Here is a 21,914-nt window from a genome sequence, read left to right on the forward strand (position 1 = left end):
GCGGCTTCAGTTGAAGCCGCTATGAGTTTTGTTTTTATTGACTACAGACGATGACAGAGCCTTTATCAGTTTCGTATATTTTGGATCTCAGATAACCGGATGGAACGCTAACAGCAATAGGTTCTCCAGTTTTGCTATCTAATCCTACTTGTGACCCAAACTTTAGGTATTTATTTTGAAATTCAATCATAGCTGTTGTTTTAAATGGCTCTAACGTTCCCAATGTAAGACCTTTTTTCTGACAAAAATCCTCGGCTTCCAATGGCGTATAGTTCTCATAATCAGAAATGAATGTACCCTCTTCATTTTTTAAATGTTTTTTTGTTATGTAAATTCGCTGATTATTTTCATTTTTAAAACCGCTGTCTCCTGAGTAATGAACAACTAAGTTTGATTGTTGTTGCAAGTCTTTCTCGCTTCCTCCAATAAAGACAATAGATGCAGGTATGTTATTTATCTTAGGCTCTTCCGGCTTATCAAAAATAAAAACAAGTTTGGACGCTACTTGACCTGAGTTTGCTGTGTTGAGTGTTTGAGGTATGAACCCGATGATGTTGCTGAATATGTAAGTGCCATCGTAAGCCACATTTTCATCGTGAGATAACTCGATAACATCATCTCCTGTGATAAGAAGACTTTGTTTAAGTGACGGCAATGAGGTTGTTAAAAGCATAAATCGATCAATCGTTCTTTCATCGAATTCAGTTGCATTCTTATCCAACAAAGAAATTTCAAGCTTAAATTGGTCGCCAAAATCCAGAAGAGAGTAGTTAACTGCTAAAGTAGCCGTCGACTTTTCAACTTCAGTATCGTCATAAAAATTTGCCCAGTGCTGTTTAACAAAAGTCCCGCTTTCTGCTGGGTAACCATATGTCATGCCTCCTGAGTGGCCAAAACCATGATTATGCATTTTTTCATGCAAGAAGGTGGTCTTTGGAGAGGTTTCTCCTTCATTAAACAGCCTATAATCGCGAATACTTAGCCACCCGTCGCCAATAGTTGCTTCTCCATTTAGTTGCCTAGTTAGCATGGTATAACTTGCGCTTGGTTTGTTGGCGATTAAGCTAACGTGTTTTACAGTATTCGATGATGAATCACTCCCTTTGAACTTTGAAAATTCATCAGAGCTACTATCATCTGAGCTTTTTACTAAAGCCGGCTCATAGTTACACCAGTGATCTTCATGACTGTGAACAAGCTTAGGCGTATTCATATATTCTTCAATAAAGCTAACAAACTTCAGATTATAGTCGTAGTTATTCATTAGGTTTTTAAAGCCACGAAGTTCCTTCTCATATTGCGCTACATTTGCTTCATTCGGCGCAGCATATTTATCATCACTAGGCTTTATATCGGTGTAAGCACGGATATGAGATTTAAACAGAGGCTGTTCTTCTACAAACTGTGCTGACATTACTTCTTCTATAAACCATGTTGGTACACGGAAATTCGCCTTTTGAAAAGGAGCCAAAAAAACATCTAATCGGAAGTATGTATCATTCAGTCTAATCAATGGTTTGTTGATATATCTAGGAGTGGAGTTCAATATATCAAAGTTACGTAATTCATTTTGTCTGATCTTGATATCATCAATGTCGTAACCATCAAACGTAGAGCGTGATAAAGCAGTGATGTCATGCTCGTTGATTTCAAGCACATAGTCTTGTTTTACAGTAAACAATTTTGCCGCTTCGATCGGAGCTGGCAATGAGTGTACTTTCGCTATGGCGGTAACCTCACCCTCGGAAATGCCATGAATAGAGATACTCTGCTCCGAGGTAGACAAAGTAGCAATGTTCTCGTCTGTTGTAGTCCATTCAACCTCAGAACTTGAAGATATATCTTTTTCTGAGTTATCAGAAAAAACAGCATTTAGTTTCAATTGAACTGGTTCGCCGATGACGACTTCATCTGTAGTTGAGCTAATTGATAGCTGAGTTATTACGGCTTCAGAAACCACCAAGTTTTTACTTGCTGTAAGTTGATTATTATCGAATATCCCCGAAGCTTCCATAACCACTGATCCAATTTGATGAGCAACAATGATGCCCATTCCCTGAGAGTCTATAGTGATTTCGGCTAACGTTGGGTTATTAACGCTAAGATGTAAATCAGGGGATGTGGTTACGTCTTTTTCTGTGTTATCTGAAAGTAATGCGTGAACCTTTAATGGACGAGTCAAGCCAACAGGAAGAGCGCTTTCATCCACCTTAATCTCCAGTTCAAGGGCGACAGCTTCATCAATTGTTAATGTCGTTTTTGCCTCGAACTCCTTCGCAAGGATACCTGAAATTACGATTTCTCCTGGCTTTGTCGTAGATAGCAAGCCGCCTTCGATAGTGGCAATTGATGAATCGTTGACTGTCCAAGTAAAGTCAGAATTATGGGTGACTTCAAGTTCCGAATTGTCAGAGAAAATCGCCCAAGCCTGATAAGCATGGCTCAATCCTGCGGGTAGGCTTTCCGGGTTAGCTGATAGATAGACCTCTGTCACGATAGGTTCATCAATAGTCAGCGATGTCGTTGCTTTGAACTGGTTGGAAAGCACCCCTGAAATAATAACGTTACCTGTTTTCATAGCTGTCAGAGCACCACGCTCAATTGTTGCTATCGATGTATCACTGACCGACCAAATTAAGTCAGGATCATTTGTCACTTCAAGCTCTGAGTTGTCGGAAAAAATTGCCCAAGCTTTATACTCGTGACTTAATCCCACAGGCAGACTCTCAGGGTTAGCTGATAAATATATTTCTCTCACAATGGGTTCATCAATAGTCAGAGAAGTTGCTGTTTTGAATTGATTGGAAAGCTCACCGGAGATCAGTAGCTTACCTGGGTTGGTCGTTGTTAAAAGGCCATGTTCGATAGTTGCAATTGATGAATCACTAACAGACCATAAAAAATCAGGGTTATTGGTTACCTCAATTTCTGAACTATCTGAGAGAACTGCCCAAGCCTTATAAGCATGAGTTAACCCAGCAGGTAGGCTTTTAGGGGATTCAGATAGATAGATTTCCGTCACGATAGGTTCATCAATAGTTATGGAGGTTGTTGCTTTATAGACCTTCGACATTGAACCAGAGACAATCACTTTACCAGGCTTAAGGCCAGTGACGATACCTTTATGATCTGATTGGCTTACAGATGCTATTTGAGCGTCGCTAATAGACCAAATGAACTCAGGATGATCTGTGACTTCCACTACGGAGTTGTCTGAAAGCCTAGCCCAAGCGTGAAGTTGGCCAGTAAGGCCTGCTGGGATGCTAGACTTCTCTGAAGTGATATAAACACCGCTAATTATTGGTTCTGAAACAGTCAAGTCTGCCGTTGCTTGTAAATTTGAATCTTTTAATTTAGCACTGATAGTGCTTTGACCAGAGAGGGTGCCTACCAAAATGTACGCTGCTTCAGTTTGTTCGGCAGTCACTACGCGAGGATTTGAATTAGACCAAGTTAAGCGTGGATCATTTGTTAAGTCGATAACTGACTTATCAGATAGTGTTGCCGCTACAGTCGCTGTCGTACTAAGACCTGCTGGAATCACGTTGTCTTGTAGAGACATTTCAAGCTGAGTGATGATCGGTGGCGTTATCGTAAGATTTTCACTGGTTGTCAACTCCAAATCAACCCAAGATGCAGTAACGGTAATTGAGCCGGGCGTTAGGCCCTTAACTAAACCTTTGCTATCGCTATTATTGACAGAAGCAATGTCAGTGTTACTTAGCGACCAAGACAAGTTTGGATCATTTGTCACGTCAAGGACGGTATTGTCAGAAAATGTCGCCCATGCTTCAAATTGATGGGTAAGCCCAACGGGTAGTTCTTCAGTGCCTGAAGAGATGTCAAGCTTCTGGATCACAGCTTTAGTTATATTGAAAGTAGCACTCGTTTTTAGCTGAGAGTTTTTCAACATACAAGAAAGGGTTGTTTTCCCTGGGCTTATACCAGTAATAAAGCTTTTATTTTGTTCCTGAGTGAATGAAGCTATTTGTTTATTGTCCAGAGAGCACTGAAGATTTGAGTCTTGAGTGAGTTCGGTTGTTGAGCCATCAGAGTAGGCGGCGAAAACCTGAAACTCATGCGTAATACCGACCGGAAAATCTGCATCATCAAGGTTTTTAATGTACAAATAGTTCATAGATGCAGCGTCGACATCAATACTAATACTATGTGTATATTTAATGTTCCCTCTTTCAACAGAGGCTGAAATAACAACCTTACCTTCGGAGGCTCCGCTTAACTTGCCTTCTTCATTTATTGTTGCGATATTATTGTCGGAACTTTCCCAATAAATAGTATCCTCCTTGGTAAAGTGATCTTTACCCTCAGCATCGAGGAGCTGAATATCAAGCATTTGGGATTCACCAACAGGAAGTACATCCTTTTCTGCGGTTATAACCAGATCGAGTTGAGTTGAGCTATCCTTATCTGAAGGAGAGGCAGGATCGTTAGCAACATACTCACACCCTGATATTGAAAGGATTAACATTACTAACCCTAAGAAGGAGAAATGTTTCATTTACGGTATGCCTTACTTTATTTAACACTCGAAAATTCTACCCTCCTCACCCTCATATATCTTGGCATTCAAATTTAAGTTCTCTGATAACCTGCCTATCTTGTTGTATTGCTTAGTTTCTGTTCTAGTTTCACTGTGTGCTAGTCTGCTACTAGGCGATTTGCTATTATCGCCACCCCAAAATGACTTTTGAGTTTGCATTCAACATGATTCAACAACTGCTGTTAACTTTTCCTCCAATGCTGTTTGGCGCGCAAGCGCTGTTGACTTTGCTTTTGATTAAAGGCGATATCTGTCCGGGTCAACGTGGTCGTCTGCATAAGATGTTGCCATCAATTGGTATTCTTTGGTTGGCAGTGGCTTCGCTACGTATTGAAGCGTTTATGGTCGTGTTCGCGATCTTCTATTTCTACTCTCAAGTTCAAACTAAAAAGACTCGTGAAAAAGGTCCGCTATGGGCGCTGCACCTCGCTAACGGTTTGGCGTTTGCTTATGTGAGCATTCAAGTGTTCGAGCAACCGCACTGGGCTGCTTCAGCTTCGATGGCGCTGATGATCTTCTTCTTAGGTGCGGCATTTGCTCAACTGCTTCTGGTTATCGCACGCAGCCGCCTGCAAGCTTTCCACCGTATTTTGCCTGTGACTGGCGTGGTTTCTGGTATGTTGCTGGTCGTAATGACCTTGTTCTCGGCGTATCAATTGGATGAAGCGACGCTAAACTCAGTGACGCAACACATCTTGGCGTCATTGGCGATGCTGATTATGGCCATTGTCGTTTGGTGCTGGCATATCTTTACTCACAAGGCGCCGAATAAAGTTCAATTGGCGGCGGCGCTATTACTGGCTCTTGCTTCAATGACCAGCCTTCAAGGTCTATTTTTGCTTGGCGCATAAGCCTAAGTGACCTTACATCCTCTCAGAATTCTGCTTAATGAGCTCGGGATTTAGACCGAGCTCACTTTCAAATCATCCGATTAAGTCTACGCTTTAGATATAGCCTCTATTCGTTTAGAGTGCGCCAAGACGCATGTGCTCAACAGAATTGAGGTCGAATACCTTGTCTTAGAGGAGTGTCGCTATGGACTTAAGCAATGTTAGTAACTGGGACAGCATTATTTTGCTGGGTATCGTTAATGAAAAGCTGCGCTTAGAGTGCGACAGCTTTGAAGAGCTCGTTTGCATGTACGAAATGGATGTGGAATCGCTAGTGGGCAAGCTTGATATGCTTGGCTATCAATACGACCCACTCACTAATCAATTCAAATCTTACGAACGTTAAATTCGTCTCGCTTTCCGAATTTTTAAGCCATCTTGATACCGTCAAGGTGGCTTTTGCATTGTTGGCGCGCGGTTGCAAAGAAGGCTTGTAAATAACGCTTATCTTTTTCTGAGTTTCGTGTCGCAGCAAACAAGCGGCGCCATAATCCATCACCAAACGGTTTACTGGTGATGAGTCCTTGACGCGAAAACTCCGAAATAGCCCAGTTAGGCAACGCCGCGACGCCCAATCCTGCTGACACCATTTGTACGAGCATTAGCGTGTTATCTGCTTGCTTCCATTTCGCTGGCTCTATACCTGCCGGCTGTAAGAAGTGTTTCACTACATCCAATCTTTGTTTCTGAACTGGATACGAAAGCATGGTTTGATCGGCAAGATCTTCGGGTTCAATGATCTCTTTATTGGCAAGGGGATGGCTGGTGGACGTGATCAAGCGCATTTCGAAATCGAACAGCGGTTCATAGTGCACTTCAGAGCGTGGCTGAATGTCGGAAGTGATCACTAAATCAAGTTCTCCGGCGAGTAATGCAGGTAGAGGCTCAAAGCCAAAACCGGACGAGAAGTCGAGCGTGACGCTCGGCCAAGTGATCTGATACTCCTTAAGCGCAGGCATTAACCACTGAAAGCAAGAGTGACATTCGATTGCCATGTGCAAGCGGCCATTCACATCTTCTTTAAGACTCGCGAGCTCGTTCTCGGCTCTGGCAAGCTTTGGCAAAACGTCATCGGCCAGTCGAAGCAAGATTTCACCTTCAGATGTAAATTTCACTGGGCGAGTTTTACGCAAGAATAGCTGACCGCCAATACGAGACTCGAGATCTTTGATTTGGTGAGAAAGGGCTGATTGCGTCAGATGCAAAGCTGTCGCTGTCGCTGTGAGTGACCCTGTATCTCGTAACGAGGTGAGGGTACGTAAGTGTTTCAACTCTATCATGAATCCCATTCATCCTTATGTATCTGCCATGAGCTTTATTAACTTACCGATAAAAAATGGATATGTAAACGTCTAGACGTCCATTTGTTTTGATTGAGTGCGAGTGAGATCCCTCACTATGAATTTATTTAATAAACAAGTTGAATAATTGGATGTTGTTCAATTCGCTTGTCAGAGAGATAGTTTTAGCCATCCAGACATCTTGGTGAGTTTCATACTCGATGCTCTGACTCAAACATCAGACACTGAATAAGGAATACGGACATGGCGACGACAACGCATATTCTTGGCTACCCACGCATTGGTGAAAAACGCGAACTCAAATTTGCTCAGGAGAAATACTGGCGAGGAGAAATAGATCAAAACGAACTCAAACAAGTTGGTGCTGCATTACGTGAGAAGAACTGGAACACGCAAACGGAAGCGGGTTTAACCTTCGCTACTGCTGGTGACTTTGCTTGGTACGATCATGTGCTTACGACCACTTTGTTGCTTGGGCATGTACCAAAGCGTCACGCCAATGGGTTTCCAGATCTAGACACGCTATTCAAAGTCGGCCGTGGGCAGTCTCAAGCTGGCTGTGATTGCAAAGGAGCGGCTGCCTCTGATATGACGAAGTGGTTCAATACGAATTATCACTACATTGTTCCTGAATTCAGTAAGGACGACTCATTTGAAGTCAGTTGGCCGCAATTGTTTGAGGAAGTGAACGATGCGATTAAAGCAGGACATAAAGTGAAGCCAGTTCTGCTTGGGCCATTAAGTTACCTGTATTTGGGCAAAGAAGTGGAAGAGGGCTTTGACCGCCTAACGCTATTGCCGAGAATTTTGACTGCGTATCAAGCCATTCTCTCTAAGCTGGCAAGTTTGGGTGTCGAGTGGGTGCAGATTGATGAACCTATTCTTTCACTTGAACTTGAAGACAAATGGGCTGACGCATTCAAGCTCGGATATCAGGTGATTCGCAGTGATGTGAAAGTTTTACTGACGACCTATTTTGATTCTGTTAATGATACGCTGAATAAGATTATTGAGCTGCCAGTGGATGGCCTGCATGTTGATTTGTCTGCATCACCAGAGCAACTGGATGAAGTTGTCGCTAAGTTGCCAGAGGATTGGATATTGTCTGCGGGTGTGGTGAATGGACGTAATGTGTGGCGTACTGACTTAAGCAAACAGTTGGAACGTTTACAGCCCGTTAAAGATAAAATTGGCGACCGATTATGGGTTGCGAGCTCTTGCTCACTGCTACACAGCCCAGTCGACCTCGATCTCGAACCTTCTTTGAGTGAGGAAGTGAAAAGTTGGTTTGCTTTTGCGAAGCAAAAAGTGACGGAAGTGGTGCTACTTGGGCGTGCGCTAGATGGTGACCCAAACGCCATTCTCGCTTGCGATACTTACAGCCAGCCAATTAAGGATCGTAAAACGGCCACTCATGTGAACAAACCTCAGGTACAGGCACGTTTGAATAGCATTACCGCGTCACTCGGTGAGCGCAGTGCACCGTATGTTGAGCGTGCTGCCCACCAAGCTGAAGTGCTTAATTTGCCACTACTTCCGACGACGACCATTGGCTCCTTCCCTCAAACAGGAGAAATCCGTGTTCAGCGCAGCGCGTATCGCACTGGTAAGCTTTCAGAAGCTGAGTATCGCCAAGCGTTAAAAGGTCATATTGCTGATGCGGTAAAACGCCAAGAAGCGCTCGACCTCGATGTTTTGGTGCATGGCGAAGCAGAGCGTAACGATATGGTGGAATACTTTGCCGAAAACTTGGCTGGCTTCCAAACCACAAAGTTTGGCTGGGTACAAAGCTACGGCTCTCGTTGTGTGAAACCAGCGATTGTTGTGGCAGATATTGAACGCGAAAAGCCGATCACGATTGAATGGTCTACCTACGCGCAGTCATTAACCAGCAAGCAGATGAAAGGCATGCTCACAGGTCCGGTGACGATACTATGTTGGACATTCCCGCGAGAAGATATCACCCGTAAGGAAATTGCAGACCAACTAGCGCTTGTTTTACGTGATGAAGTGTCCGACCTACAAGACGCAGGCATCAATATTATCCAGATTGATGAACCTGCAATACGTGAAGGTCTACCTTTGAAGAAGCGCGACCACAAAGCGTATCTGCAATGGGCAGTTGATGCGTTTAAGATCTCTGCGGCAAGTGCGAAACCGGAAACGCAAATTCACACCCACATGTGTTATAGCGAGTTCAATGAGATTATTGATTCGGTAGCAGCGTTGGATGCGGACGTCATTACCATTGAGACATCTCGCTCGAACATGGAATTACTCAAAGCGTTTGAAGAGTTTAATTATCCAAACGAAATCGGCCCTGGCGTTTACGACATTCACTCGCCGAACATTCCAACACAAGAGTGGATTGAAGGTTTGTTGAAGAAGGCAGCAGAGAAGGTGCCAGTGCAGCGCTTATGGGTGAATCCAGACTGTGGTTTGAAGACGAGAAACTGGGCAGAGACAGAGGCGGCATTAGCAAATCTGGTCTCAGCTGCGAAAAAGTTACGCACTGAGCTCGCTTAATTATTACTAGCGAATGAAAATAAAAAAGCGAGGACATTGAGCCTCGCTTTTTTCTATCTGATTTTTACTCATTCTAGTGAACGAACAAGCACATTACTGTGGCTGTTGAGTCGCAGTACAAGTTTGTTCTGATACTAGCTCATCTGCCATTAATTGGCCACGAGAGTTACGGATCTTAATGCGGTACATCAAGCCCATATCGATTTGCTCACGAACTGAAGGCGTGTTGCAGTAGGTGTAGATGCTGGTATTCAAAACTTGGTTCAACGGCTTAGCACCCAGTGCATCGTCGTTGTAGATCATCATCATCTCAACCACATTCTTATTGGATGAGATGCGTAAAATCTTGAGGGGACCGTATTCAAGCGGTAAGCCCGCAGAAAGAACACCCGCACGGTTTGAGGCCATCAATTCGAGCTGGTGCTGTTTATCATCGTTCGATGAACAGCCAGCTAAGGCACCAAATGCTAGGAATAGACACAGTAATTTTTTCATAACTTAAAACACTTTCTTGAACGGTTTTACGATGACATTTTCGTAAACACCCGCCGCGATATAAGGATCGGCATCAGCCCATGCTTGAGCATCTTCCAAAGAAGCAAACTCTGCTATAACGGTTGAGCCCGTAAAGCCCGCTTCACCTGGATTATCAGAATCGGTCGCTGGCATTGGACCCGCTGTGAGTAGTCGACCTTCGTCTTGAAGCTGTTGTAAGCGCTCAAGGTGTTGCGGTCTAACACTCATACGTTTTTCCAATGAATTCTCGACGTCCTGAGAAAAGATGACGTACCACATAGCATATTTCCTTAATTGGTAGGGTAAAGTCATAATTTAACGCCTTTTTTGTGTCACTCACAAGCGAACATGAAAAATTGTGAGGTTCTTCCTAGCATTTATTGGTTATGGCGTACTTGATTACTTTTGAATTGGGCGTGGTTTACCTTCGCTATCGATCGCTACATAGTTGAATGTTGCGTCACAAACCATGAAACGCTCTTCTACTCCGTCGACTTTGACAGGCTTCACCCAAACTTCTAGGTCTACACTCATCGAAGTTCTGCCGATCTTTGAGCATACACCGTAACAACAGACAACATCGCCTACGCTAACAGGTTTTTTGAATGTGATGCTAGAAACCGAGACAGTAACAACTCGGCCTAAGGAGATCTCTTTAGCCAGAATCGCGCCAGCTAAGTCGAGTTGGGACATGATCCAGCCGCCGAAGATATCGCCATTGGCATTAGTATCTGCGGGCATAGCAAGGGTACGAAGCAATAATTGGCCTTTTGGTGTATGACCTTCTTGATTCATGATGACATCCTACAATCTTTATTGAGCTCAAAAATGGAGCAAATAATGCACCAAAATTTTTGGCGCAAACAACAAAACAGCGACCCCAAGGTCGCTGTGAATAATCAATATGAGCGAATTATAGCAAAACTGAGTTTTTAATCATCAACCGATACATCGGATGAGTTCTCTTTTTGCTCTTTCTGTTCTTTTGGCATGTGTTTATAGATGTAGAAGCCCGTTGCAATCATGTAAGCGAACGTCGCAATCAACAAACCAAACACTTTGAAGTTCACCCAAACATCCAATGGGAGTTCGAACGCAACATAAACGTTCAAGCCAGCGCAGAACGAAAAGAAACCTACCCATGCCCAGTTTATCTTGGTCCAAACCGCATCTGGGAGTGTTATCTCTTTACCTAACATGCCTTTGATTGCTGATTTGCCCATTGCGTGACTGACAGCCAAGCCCACAGCAAATATCACGTAAACAATGGTCACTTTCCATTTGATGAAGTTCTCATCGTGGAGGAAGATCGTCATACCGCCAAAGATAGCCACCATGGCGAAAGTGATGAGCTGCATCTTCTCTACTTTTTTGTACAGTACAAACGTCAACACAATCTGGATGGCAGTCGCGGCAATAAGAGCACCAGTCGCAACGTAAATGTCGTACATCTTATAAAGTGCAAAGAAGACGATGAGTGGAATAAAATCAATGATTTGCTTCATATTGCAGAAAAACCGAGTTGTTGAGTTGAGGACAGTCTAGCGGAATCTCGGGCAATGTGAACACTTGAAGGTGTTTAGATACAAAAATTGCCACGTTTACGCGGCAATTTTCTACCTTGACTAAGCTACGTTTTGGTACTGGGAGACCAATGATTTTACGTCTTCTAAGTAGCCTTCGTGCAATAAATTGTGGACCGTCATTTCAAGCTCTTCTTCAGACATTGTGAAGCAGGTTGATTTGCCTGTCATGATAGACAAATACTGATGGTATTCATCTTCAGTAAAGTGCCCAACTCTGTCTAACAACAGTGCTTTTATACCCTGGTGTATCAGTCCGTAGTAAGTATGTCTCTGCATTAGCATATAGCCTCCTCACAGTACCAATAATTTAATGTATTAATTGGTACTGTAATGTTCCTATTGCTGACGATGTTGCATAACAAGTGCCATGTTTTATATCTTTTCTACTTCTTGTTCTCTTGTATGCTGATTATTGAGCCATCGATCAAGAATATTGTTGAGGGCAGTTATGGTCGTAGGTTTTGAAAGGCGATCATCCATCAACTCGTGAATCAGCTCTAGTTCACGAGCTCCTGACTCTCCTGATAAAGCAATAATAGGGGTGTTTGGAGATAACTCTTTGATTTTTTTGCTTGCTTCAAATCCATTCATGATTGGCATCTGTACATCCATCAATACCAAGTCAATATGATTTGATTTGAATATATTGACGGCAGTTTCACCGTTGTTTGCTTGAATAGTATTGACCTTAAGTTTATCAAGATACATCTGAACCAACGTACGTTGGACTTCTTTATCATCGACGATAAGAATTGTTGGGGCATTAACTTTGACGTTGTTAAACTGAAGCCCGTCACGATTCGTTAGCGCTTTACTCGGTTTAGCTGACAGTGACTGTAGGTTGGTTATCTTCTTGTCGATAGGCTTGATGGCATTTGGTACCACTGGGAAATATAGATAAAACTCAGTGTATTGCCCTAAGACCGATTGACACTCGATTCGGCCTCCAAACGAGCGCATAACACGTTGACAGTAGCCAAGACCAAGTCCGCTACCACCGCTTTTTTGGTGGCTGAAAAAGTCCTCAAATACTCTGTGCAGAATATTTTCGTCAATGCCAGGCCCGGTATCACGAAAGACGAGAGTGTTTTCATACTGGCCAATCTCATATTGAATCTCAATTTGACTCTGAGGGTAAGAATCGAAGTAGTAAATCGCATTTCGCAAAAGATTGAAGATGACAAAGCTAAACAGTGTTTCGTTTAAGTTGGCAATAAAATCATTATTCGCAGATAAGTGAATACGTTGACTTGTTTCAGCACTTTCAAACCCATAGCGCTGTACCGCTTGCTGCACAGCCGCCTGAATGGAGATTTGTGAGCTTGGCTCATGCTCTTGAGCGTTGTCGCTCACTTCTCGCAGAATAATATCAATAAGCTGGCGACCTCTTTGAATTGCGCCTTGTCCTTTTTCTATATCCGCTAAGGTATCTGCTGTTTCTGATTTCTTTTCGATATGTTGTTTTAACTTTTCAAACTGGAGCTGAACTTGCGCTAATGGATTTCGCATTTCATGGGCAATCGAATTCGCCAGGGCGCGACTTTGTCTGATCTTCCTGTCGGCTTCAATGGTTGTCTGGACGCGGTTTAATAGCGTTTGCAGTGCCGAAATTTCTTCGTTGGAGAAGAGTGCATTATCGATTTTGTGAGGAGAGATAAGCAAGTGAGTCACTGACTTTCCTTTTCCAAAAAGCGGTAATACGAGTGCAGTCTTATTCGAGCTCATTTTCTCATGGAGCTGTTTTAGTTCGCGTTCAGTTGAATAGGACTGCTCTAGCCGTTCCACCAACTCGTCAAAAACCAGTGCGGATTTCTTATTAGGCAAGTAGTTTTCATAAACGGTTTCGGTATAACTGCTGGTCACTAGACGAAGCTTCTCACTTGATATATTCAGTAAAAAAGCTAGTTGATGCATTGCATCATCGATTGAATCTTTAAACTCACTTTCTAGAGAAAGAATTTGCTGAACGGGGGTTAGAACTTCCCCATAGATGAGGAAGGACGTATAGCGACTTACCTGTTTGAATACAGATTGCCAAGTTATGCCGATGAATGAACAGATGAAAGCAGCAGTGACCAATTGGTGACTTTCTGATAACGGGATGTATAAGGCAACGAGGGGAATAGAGTACATTGCTGCAGTAAACACCGCGGTGATTACCATGTATGTCAAATACCTAGCGCTGTAAAAACGTGATGTCAGCAATGCATATCCGACAAAGAGCATTTCACTGATGGATAGGGCAGGTGGAAGCCAAGTTAGCGAAAAGTCATTAAGGAAAAAAGTCATTCCAACCTGAATTGTTAGCGTAGAAAGCATAAAGATAACAATCCCGGCAATCATGTAGTTAGAGCGGACTTTGATAAGTCTAAATTTACTTCCTTTAATATAAAACAGGTTTTTTAGCGTAAGGATGATCAACACAAAAACCAAGGTGAAAAACAAGCTAGTTAATGGGCCAAACTGAATTGAAAACTCACTAGGTGCGGCAAAAGCAACATCAATGACGGTAAGTCCTGGTACTAGATTTATTGCTATAGCAACTGTACTAAAGGCTAAGAGCACCAACTTTTGGCTGGACTTTAGTTCTGGTTTTGATACTCCGGCACTAAGTAAACACGAAAACGTATAAGCAAATGCAAATGCCGAGTAAGCAAACAAATTCGACAATACGGCTAAACCAATAGATAGTGTTTTTCCGAGCAATAATGGCAGCTCGGTGTGAAAGTACACATTGGTTAATATCCACAGGCATAGACTGAAAGAGTAGCCGATGTAATAGAGATAATACCCAGATTTAAAATCATAGTGCTTACGAACTAATGAGTTGATGAAGTATCCGATCCATGCCAATACAAAGCCAGCAGTCACGACCAGTGTTATTGCTTTTGGATACGTCATTACGTCAAAGAGATTCAAAATATCCATATCAATTTTGACTCCGCTTTTCTGCTAGGACTTTTGTTTTATAGCTTCGAAAGTCCGTTGTCTCGAAGTCTCTCCGTACATTGGGCAAATACCACATACCTTTATTGATTTGCTCTGTACCGGAACTGAAAAATGCCAAATTTGTGTAGCTTTTCTGCGACATCGATTGATAAAAATAGAGCATGGCCGGATTTTGCGTAATGATGAAAGCCGTGCAGAACTGATTCTCGTCTAGCACTTCAGCTAAACGTTTTTGGCTAAGGTACAAGAAATACAGTCCAAGTGAACGTGGGGCAGAAATTGCCAGTCTTATTATTTCGCAAATGGCATTTTTGTTCAGTGTGTGGTGATGTAATTGATGTTGTAAGGAAGCATCAGAAGTCGTTGCTTCAGAGGTCACTTTTTGTTGAACAAGAAGCTGCCCCAATTCATTAGAGTTTTCAGAATGCCACAAAGGGTTATTGAAGTAATGAGAAAAGAACAACCATTTAGAAAGTGATTTCCCGCACTGAATTCGAGCGCTTGATATAAGATGCCTATGTTCTGAATCGATACTCGGGGCGGTTAATACAAAATGTGTTTCATTTTGGGATAACTCCAAGTCCAACAAAATCTCATACCATTGCTCTTTGCGGACAAGGGTTTGTAAATTGCTCATTAGTATGGCATCAGCAAGTCTCATCGGTTGGCTGCAATATGGTGTGAAAACTAACTCGGTATTGCTGGAGACGTTTACGAGTTCGGATTTGTAATATCCATCGACTCGTGGCATGTAAGCGTAAGTTGGAGCTTGCTCTGGACAGCAATACCCTTGGTAACTCTTGCGAAGCTTATAGATGAGATAATCACACCAAAAATCGAGCCACGATGGGTAGTGTTGGTGAATTGTGCTTTCTAGCGCTTCGAGCTCAATGGCTATACTTCCAAGTGAACTCGAAAGGCATGCTTTCTCATATGCATTGGAGGTGATTATTTTGAGCAAATTACCGCTTTCTAGCGATGGGTCTATTTTTCTTGCATCAGAAATACGTTTTCGACAAACCTCTTCAATTAGGTGTTTGCCTTGAATAGTTTCAAGCCCAATAAATGCTTCAAAAGCTCTTTCTTTTTTGACTCTTGAATCAAGATGAAATTCTAGGCTCGACTCTACTTCAGTCGAGTATTGCGCCATCCTAGCCTCGTTTGACGTTTCAATCAGGTGTTTGCCAAACCACCCTTATCATTATGTTTGTGTCGAATTGATTGAGCATACTGCTAGTTGTGTCTAACGCACATTCTAAAAAGCAGTTGCTTAAGGTCTTGTTCTATATCGACTCTTATGCTGAATATACTAATCGTATTAAAACAGGTTTCATAGTAAGAAGAGGCATAGGGCTAGGACTCTTTTGCCATATTGTGAGAGGAGGCGAAGAATTAAGGCGATAAAAAACCGGGACGAATCCCGGTTTCAATTAAATACAAAATAAAGTAGGTAATTACGCTTCTTGTTTTTGAAGCTCAACTTGTTGTGCTTCTTCTTCCACTAGCGCATCAACGATAACGGCACATGCTGCGTCACCTGTGATGTTTAGTGCGGTACGAATCATATCGAAGATACGGTCAAGAGCGAACAATAGTGGTAGACCTTCAATTGGGATACCTGCCGCTAGAAGTACAGCCACAACAAGGAATGAAGGACCTGGAACACCAGCTTGGCCTACAGCGCCTAGTGTAGAAGTGACGATGATCGCAATGTATGCGCCCATGCCTAGGTCGATGTTGAACAGTTGCGCGAAGAAAATGGCTACTAGGCCGTAGTAAATCGCGTTACCAGACATGTTGATGGTCGCACCAAGAGGCAGAACAAATGATGCTGTTGAGTTGCGAACACCTAGCTCTTTCTCGCACGTATCCATTGTTACTGGCAGTGTCGCCATTGAAGAAGCTGTAGAAAGTGCAACTGCTTGTGGCTTTTTCATTGCTGAAACGAACTTCTTCGCCGATGTCTTAGTGAAGATGTGTACCATCGCTGGGTAAACCACGAAACCGAACACAAGGATTGCAGCTACGTACACAACGAACAGTTTGAATACCACCATTAGGGCACCAAAACCAAACGTACCTACCGCTTCAGCCATGAGACCGAATACGCCAATTGGAGCAATGATCATCACTTTGTTGATCATCCAAACCATCGCGTCAACGATGCAGTTAACACCATTGATGATTGGCTCGCGGCGCGCTTTTTCTTGTTTTGAAATCGCAATACCAAAGAACATACAGAACACTAGGATCTGAAGAATATTTGCTTCATTAAGTGATTGGAAAACGTTGGTTGGGATCATACCAGTGATGGTCGCCCAGAAAGTAGGTAGCTCACCTTTTGAAGCGTATTCAGCCGAGAACATACCTTCGACGCCAGAAACGTCGATGCCCATGCCTGGTTTGAATACTTCACCCATGAACAGCGCCAGTGCTACTGCTAGGGCAGACGTTAGACCGAAGTAACCTAGGGTTACCAAGCCTACTTTTCCTGCAGATTGGCTGTTGCCAAGGCCTGCTGCGCCCGAGATAAGGGCTACCGCAACCAATGGGATCACGAGCATTTTAATCAGGTTGATAAAGATCGCACCAAGTGGCGCGAATACTGTCGCACTTTGACCCATGAAGGCACCAACGGCAGTACCCACGATCATTGCAATGACGACTTGCACGCCAATGTTGTTTAGCAAACTCTTTTGTTTTAACACTTCCATAACCTCTGTGCTAATAATGTGTAAAATCCTAAAATTACCCACCAATATAAAGTTGTTATTTGGATAATTGTTTCGCCTTGCTTTTTACACTTATCATTCACAATTAGCAATACAATTTCTGTACATACTTACCGTCTAATTGGAAATTCATTGATTGTCGATAGTTTTTTAATTGATAGCAAACGATTGCTATCAATTGTGGTGATATTTTGGTTGTCTGGCGTTTGAAAAATAGATGGTAAGAGAGGGAGGTTTTTAGACGGGAATGTTAAAAAAAAGATCGATTCCTGATGGTTAATAAGGAATCGATCTCATATTTATCAAATTAGTGATACGTTATTTTTGTGTTGCAGCTTTCATTGCAGAAACGAATTCACCTAGCTTATCGAGCATGATTTGTGGTTGCTCGACGTTCGCTTCGATAATTTTTACCACGGCAGAACCAGAAATCGCACCAGCGGCACCAGATTCTAGAGCTTGTTTTACTTGTGCAGGCTCTGAAATACCAAAACCAAGCAGCGCTGGTGGTGCATTGAATTGATTCAGTTTATCTAACATGTGGTCAACAGGCATGTTTGCCTTGGTCTCAGCGCCAGTAACACCTGCACGAGATAGTAGGTAAGTGTAGCCGCCACCTAACTCTGATACTTGCTTCAGTGTTTCATCACTTGCCGTTGGTGGTGCGATGAAGATTGGGTGAATACCAAACTTTTCTGCAGCAGCAACAAATTCGGCACTTTCATTAGTTGGTACATCTGCAATCAAAACAGAATCGATGCCTGCTTTTGCACAACGCTCATAGAAGTTTTCGATACCACGTGAGTACACAAGGTTCGCGTACATCAGAAGACCAATAGGTAGCTCTGGGTACTTCGCTCGGATCTTACCAATCTGCTCGAAACAGATATCTGGTGTTGCACCTGAATCTAACGCGCGAATGTTAGCGCCTTGGATGGTTGGGCCATCGGCTAGCGGATCTGAGAATGGAATACCAAGTTCAAGGGCATCTGCGCCAGACTCAACCAGTGTTTCCATGATTTTGTAAGACTGCTCTGCGTTTGGATCGCAAACCGTTACGAACGGTACAAATGCGCCTTGGTTCTTTTCGTTTAGGCGCGCAAACATCTTCTCATAACGGCTCATTAGATCGCTCCTTTTTCTTCTAGGATGGCATGTACAGTGAAGATATCTTTATCACCACGACCAGATAGGTTAACAACCAGCAATTGCTCTTTTTCTGGATTCTCACGTGCCATACGCAGTGCGTGTGCCACGGCGTGAGAAGATTCAAGTGCAGGGATGATGCCTTCATGACGTGCAATCTCTTGGAATGCTTCTAGCGCTTCATCGTCTGTCACGTTGTCGTATTCAGCACGGCCAATTGCGTTTAGATGGGCGTGTTGTGGACCAACTGAAGGGAAATCAAGACCAGCAGACACCGAGTAAGACTCTTCTACTTGGCCGTTTGGATCTTGCATCAATGGCGCTTTCATACCGAAGAAGATGCCTGTTTTACCATGCTTAAGTGGCGCGCCGTGTTGGTCAGTATCGATACCTTTACCTGCTGGCTCAACACCAATTAGGCGAACACTTTCTTCTTCGATGAAGTCAGCAAACATACCAATCGCGTTTGAACCACCGCCCACACATGCGATAACCGCATCAGGAAGACGACCTTCACGTGCCAAAATCTGATTCTTCGTTTCTTCACCAATCATGCGTTGGAAATCGCGCACGATGGTTGGGAATGGGTGAGGACCTGCCGCTGTACCTAGTAGGTAATGCGCATCTTCATAAGTTGCAGACCAGTCGCGTAGCGCTTCGTTACATGCATCTTTAAGTGTCGCTGAACCCGAGTGGACAGGAATAACTTCTGCGCCCATTAACTTCATACGGAATACGTTCGGGCTTTGACGCTCAACGTCTTTTGCTCCCATGTAAACGCGACACTTAAGGCCAAGCAGCGCACACGCTAGTGCCGTTGCAACACCGTGTTGACCTGCGCCTGTTTCAGCGATGATTTCGTTTTTACCCATGCGTTTCGCAAGCAGAGCTTGACCTAGCACTTGGTTGGTCTTGTGCGCGCCACCGTGAAGCAGATCTTCACGTTTTAGGTACAGTTTAGTTTTCGTACCTTTGGTTAGGTTACGAGTAAGAGTTAGTGCCGTTGGGCGGCCCGCATACTCTTGCAGAAGGGTCATGAATTCACTGCGGAATTCCGGATCTTCTTGCGCATCGATAAACGCTTGCTCTAGTTGCTCCAGTGCTGGCACTAGAATTTGCGGAACGTACTGACCGCCGTATTCGCCAAAGTAGGCATTCAGTTTTGCCATGGTGATATTCCTTCTCGTATTTTTTCGCTACGAATAGCTTTAAATTTTTTAGCTGAAATACAGCTTTAGTAGTTGCGAATGGCGCTGAATGCCGCGAGCAACTTCTGTGAATCTTTTTTGCCTGGTGCGTTTTCTACACCAGAGTTGAAATCTAATCCCAAGCAACCTAGTGTCGCTGCTTGTTGTGCATTTTCTGGCGACAGTCCACCCGCTAGCATAATTTGACTTGGGTCGCCGATCAGTGACCAGTCGAACACTTGACCCGTTCCGCCTGTTTGAGTGCCGACTTGCGCATCTAACAGGTGGTGGTCAATGTTGTCTGCAAGCAGTTCTGGCTTCGCATCTGTCACACCGTAAGCTTTCCAGATTTCAACACATGCTGGCAACTCTGTTTTTAGCTGGTTAACGTAAGCTTGGTCTTCTTGACCATGCAATTGCACCGCTTTCAAACCCAGAGAGGTCACCATGGATGCAACAAAATCGATATCGTGGTTTTGGAACACGCCTACGTAGTTCAGTGGGGCACCGCTCATGGTTAAACGAGCGCCTTCAAGATCAACGGCGCGCTTCGACTTCTCAACGAAAATCAGGCCACCAAATACCGCACCAGCTTGATACGCTTTCGCTGCGTCATCTGGATGAGTGAGACCACAGACTTTGTTTTCGCCCAGCGTAACTTTGCGTACTGCAAGCTCTAGGTTCTCTTCTGCCATCAGCGAACTACCAATCAAGAAGCCGTCTGCGTATTCGGCTAAATCACGGACTTGTTGATGCGTATAAATGCCAGACTCTGAAATCACGGTCGCGTTAGGTGCTAATTCGCGAATTGTCGGCGCCAGTTCTTTCGTACGATTCAAGTCGGTACTTAGGTCGCGTAGGTTACGGTTATTGATGCCGATAACGCGTGCGCCTAGATTAACGGCACGATGAAGCTCATCTTCGTTGCTCACTTCGGTTAGGATGCCCATGTTCAGGCTGTGTGCTGCTTCTTCTAGCGCTTTGTACTCTTCGTCATTTAGGACAGACAGCATTAGCAAGACAGCATCAGCACTGTAATGACGCGCTAGATAAACTTGGTAGGTGTCTACCATGAAGTCTTTACACAGAACGGGCTGTTTGACTTGGCCACGCACTTGAGGAAGAAAGTCAAAGTTACCTTGGAAGTATTTTTCGTCTGTTAAGACTGAGATTGCATCTGCGTGGTTGTTGTAAACCGATGCAATGTAATCCAAGTCGAAGTGATCACGAATCAAACCTTTAGAAGGGGATGCCTTCTTACATTCAGTGATGAAGGCCGTCTTTTCGCCACTCAGAGCGTCGTAGAAGCTGCGGTCCGATGGCAGCAAATCTGACTGAAATGTGCTTAGCGGTTGAGACACCTTACGGTCTGCTACCCACTGATATTTGTCGCGGACAATTTTCGCCAGTACTTCTGCCATTTCTGCTTCTTTTTTAGAAACGTGCTCAGACAGGTTGTCAGCTTGCTGAGTGTTGAAGTCAGTCATCTTCTTCAATTCCTTAAGCGTGTGCGGCAAGTTGTTGTACCAATTGGTACGCCTTGCCTGAATTCATTGCCTCAATCGCTTGTTGCGTGTTGGCTTTTAAATCTTCGTGGCCGAATAGACGCATTAGCAGAGCAACGTTCACCGCCACTGCCCCCAATTGTGCGTCTGTACCTTTACCCGTCAGAATATTGGTAATGATTGCTTTGTTTTCTTCAGGATCGCCACCTTTGATCGCTTCTAGTGGGTGTGCTTCTAGACCGAAGTCTGCAGGCGTTAGTTTGTATTCTGTGATCTTACCGTCTTTGATTTCGGCAACGGTTGTTTCACCGTGAATCGCCACTTCATCCAAGCCACTACCGTGTACTACTGCTGCGCGCTTCATACCCATTTGTAGCATGGTTTCTGCGATAGGACGAACCAGTTCTTCACTGTAAACGCCCATCAATTCGATGTTTGGACGAGCAGGGTTAATCAGTGGGCCAAGGATGTTAAAGATGGTGCGTGTTTTCATGGTTTGACGCACTGGCATCGCATGGCGCACACCACCGTGGTATTGAGGAGCAAATAGGAAAGCAACACCGATATCGTCTACCGCTTTGCGCGTATCTTCTGCGCTCATGGCAAGGTTGATACCAAACGAGTCAAGAAGGTCAGAGGAGCCCGATTTGCTTGAAACGCTACGGTTACCGTGTTTCGCCACTTTTAAACCACATGCTGCAGCAACAAACGCTGCAGTGGTTGAAATGTTGATGGTGTTGTGACCGTCGCCACCAGTACCTACGATATCTGCGAAATCGTAATCTGGGCGAGGGAATGGGTTTGCGTTTGCCAGCAGTGCTTTCGCCGCGCCCGCAATTTCATCTGGCGTTTCACCTTTGATTTTTAGTGCAGTCAGTGCTGATGCCATCAAAATTGGGTCTAGTTCACCACGGATAATGATGTCGAATAGCTGTTGGCTCTCTTCCTGAGTAAGCGATTCTTGCTCGTACAGTTTGGTGATAATAGGGTTGATGATTGCTTCCATATTTCCTCT

General features: G+C 43.9%; 17 protein-coding genes. 3 read left to right on the top strand and 14 right to left on the bottom strand.

Annotated elements, in window-relative coordinates:
- Positions 1–34: 34 nt before the first annotated feature.
- Positions 35–4,519, bottom strand: coding sequence for an Ig-like domain-containing protein (locus QTO06_RS01075; protein WP_331406576.1), 4,485 nt, complete (start codon positions 4,517–4,519; stop codon positions 35–37).
- A 182-nt stretch (positions 4,520–4,701) separates the two neighbouring features.
- On the opposite strand from QTO06_RS01075, the gene QTO06_RS01080 reads away from it, so the two are divergent.
- A complete protein-coding gene (locus QTO06_RS01080) occupies positions 4,702–5,412 on the top strand; it encodes a hypothetical protein (protein WP_032802905.1) in 711 nt (236 codons plus the stop codon).
- Between the two features lie 184 nt (positions 5,413–5,596).
- A complete protein-coding gene (locus tag QTO06_RS01085) occupies positions 5,597–5,797 on the top strand; it encodes a DUF4250 domain-containing protein (RefSeq protein WP_331406579.1) in 201 nt (66 codons plus the stop codon).
- A gap of 22 nt (positions 5,798–5,819) precedes the next feature.
- On the opposite strand, the gene metR is transcribed toward QTO06_RS01085, so the two are convergent.
- Entirely contained in the window at positions 5,820–6,731 is a 912-nt protein-coding gene (metR, locus tag QTO06_RS01090) for an HTH-type transcriptional regulator MetR (RefSeq protein ID WP_009706929.1), read from the bottom strand.
- 264 nt (positions 6,732–6,995) lie between these two features.
- On the opposite strand from metR, the gene metE reads away from it, so the two are divergent.
- The gene (gene metE, locus QTO06_RS01095) at positions 6,996–9,278 is read left to right on the top strand and encodes a 5-methyltetrahydropteroyltriglutamate--homocysteine S-methyltransferase (RefSeq protein WP_331406580.1); all 2,283 of its coding nucleotides are present in this window, start codon (positions 6,996–6,998) and stop codon (positions 9,276–9,278) included.
- Between the two features lie 93 nt (positions 9,279–9,371).
- Here the strand turns inward: metE and QTO06_RS01100 are convergent, their stop codons facing one another.
- From QTO06_RS01100 to trpD, 12 genes are all read right to left on the bottom strand, one after another.
- Positions 9,372–9,773: a GspS/AspS pilotin family protein gene (locus tag QTO06_RS01100; protein WP_331406581.1), complete on the bottom strand. Its 402-nt coding sequence runs from the start codon at positions 9,771–9,773 to the stop codon at positions 9,372–9,374.
- Between the two features lie 3 nt (positions 9,774–9,776).
- On the bottom strand, positions 9,777–10,073 hold the full coding sequence (locus tag QTO06_RS01105; protein WP_331406582.1) for a YciI family protein: 297 nt from the start codon (positions 10,071–10,073) through the stop codon (positions 9,777–9,779).
- A gap of 120 nt (positions 10,074–10,193) precedes the next feature.
- Positions 10,194–10,589 carry an acyl-CoA thioester hydrolase YciA gene (gene yciA / locus QTO06_RS01110; protein WP_331406583.1) on the bottom strand — a complete coding sequence of 132 codons (396 nt, stop codon included), beginning with the start codon at positions 10,587–10,589 and terminating at the stop codon, positions 10,194–10,196.
- 137 nt (positions 10,590–10,726) lie between these two features.
- The gene (locus QTO06_RS01115; protein ID WP_331406584.1) at positions 10,727–11,299 is read right to left on the bottom strand and encodes a septation protein A; all 573 of its coding nucleotides are present in this window, start codon (positions 11,297–11,299) and stop codon (positions 10,727–10,729) included.
- Between the two features lie 120 nt (positions 11,300–11,419).
- Positions 11,420–11,662, bottom strand: a complete 243-nt coding sequence (locus tag QTO06_RS01120) for a hypothetical protein (RefSeq protein WP_331406585.1) — start codon at positions 11,660–11,662, stop codon at positions 11,420–11,422.
- Positions 11,663–11,752: 90 nt separating this feature from the next.
- Positions 11,753–14,308, bottom strand: a complete 2,556-nt coding sequence (locus QTO06_RS01125; RefSeq protein ID WP_331406587.1) for a response regulator — start codon at positions 14,306–14,308, stop codon at positions 11,753–11,755.
- A gap of 1 nt (position 14,309) precedes the next feature.
- Positions 14,310–15,479, bottom strand: a complete 1,170-nt coding sequence (locus QTO06_RS01130) for an acyl-homoserine-lactone synthase (protein WP_331406588.1) — start codon at positions 15,477–15,479, stop codon at positions 14,310–14,312.
- A 304-nt stretch (positions 15,480–15,783) separates the two neighbouring features.
- Positions 15,784–17,043, bottom strand: coding sequence for a dicarboxylate/amino acid:cation symporter (locus QTO06_RS01135; protein WP_331406590.1), 1,260 nt, complete (start codon positions 17,041–17,043; stop codon positions 15,784–15,786).
- Between the two features lie 336 nt (positions 17,044–17,379).
- On the bottom strand, positions 17,380–18,186 hold the full coding sequence (gene trpA, locus QTO06_RS01140) for a tryptophan synthase subunit alpha (RefSeq protein ID WP_086369166.1): 807 nt from the start codon (positions 18,184–18,186) through the stop codon (positions 17,380–17,382).
- Positions 18,186–19,376, bottom strand: a complete 1,191-nt coding sequence (gene trpB / locus QTO06_RS01145) for a tryptophan synthase subunit beta (protein ID WP_005376781.1) — start codon at positions 19,374–19,376, stop codon at positions 18,186–18,188. The genes trpA and trpB overlap by 1 nt, the downstream gene beginning before the upstream one ends.
- A gap of 65 nt (positions 19,377–19,441) precedes the next feature.
- The gene (gene trpCF, locus QTO06_RS01150) at positions 19,442–20,881 is read right to left on the bottom strand and encodes a bifunctional indole-3-glycerol-phosphate synthase TrpC/phosphoribosylanthranilate isomerase TrpF (RefSeq protein ID WP_331406592.1); all 1,440 of its coding nucleotides are present in this window, start codon (positions 20,879–20,881) and stop codon (positions 19,442–19,444) included.
- 13 nt (positions 20,882–20,894) lie between these two features.
- Positions 20,895–21,905 (bottom strand): anthranilate phosphoribosyltransferase, encoded by a 1,011-nt coding sequence (trpD, locus tag QTO06_RS01155; protein ID WP_017635721.1) that lies wholly within the window; start codon positions 21,903–21,905, stop codon positions 20,895–20,897.
- Positions 21,906–21,914: the final 9 nt, after the last annotated feature.

The sequence above is a fragment of the Vibrio sp. M260121 genome, assembly GCF_036533715.1.
Classification (GTDB): domain Bacteria; phylum Pseudomonadota; class Gammaproteobacteria; order Enterobacterales; family Vibrionaceae; genus Vibrio.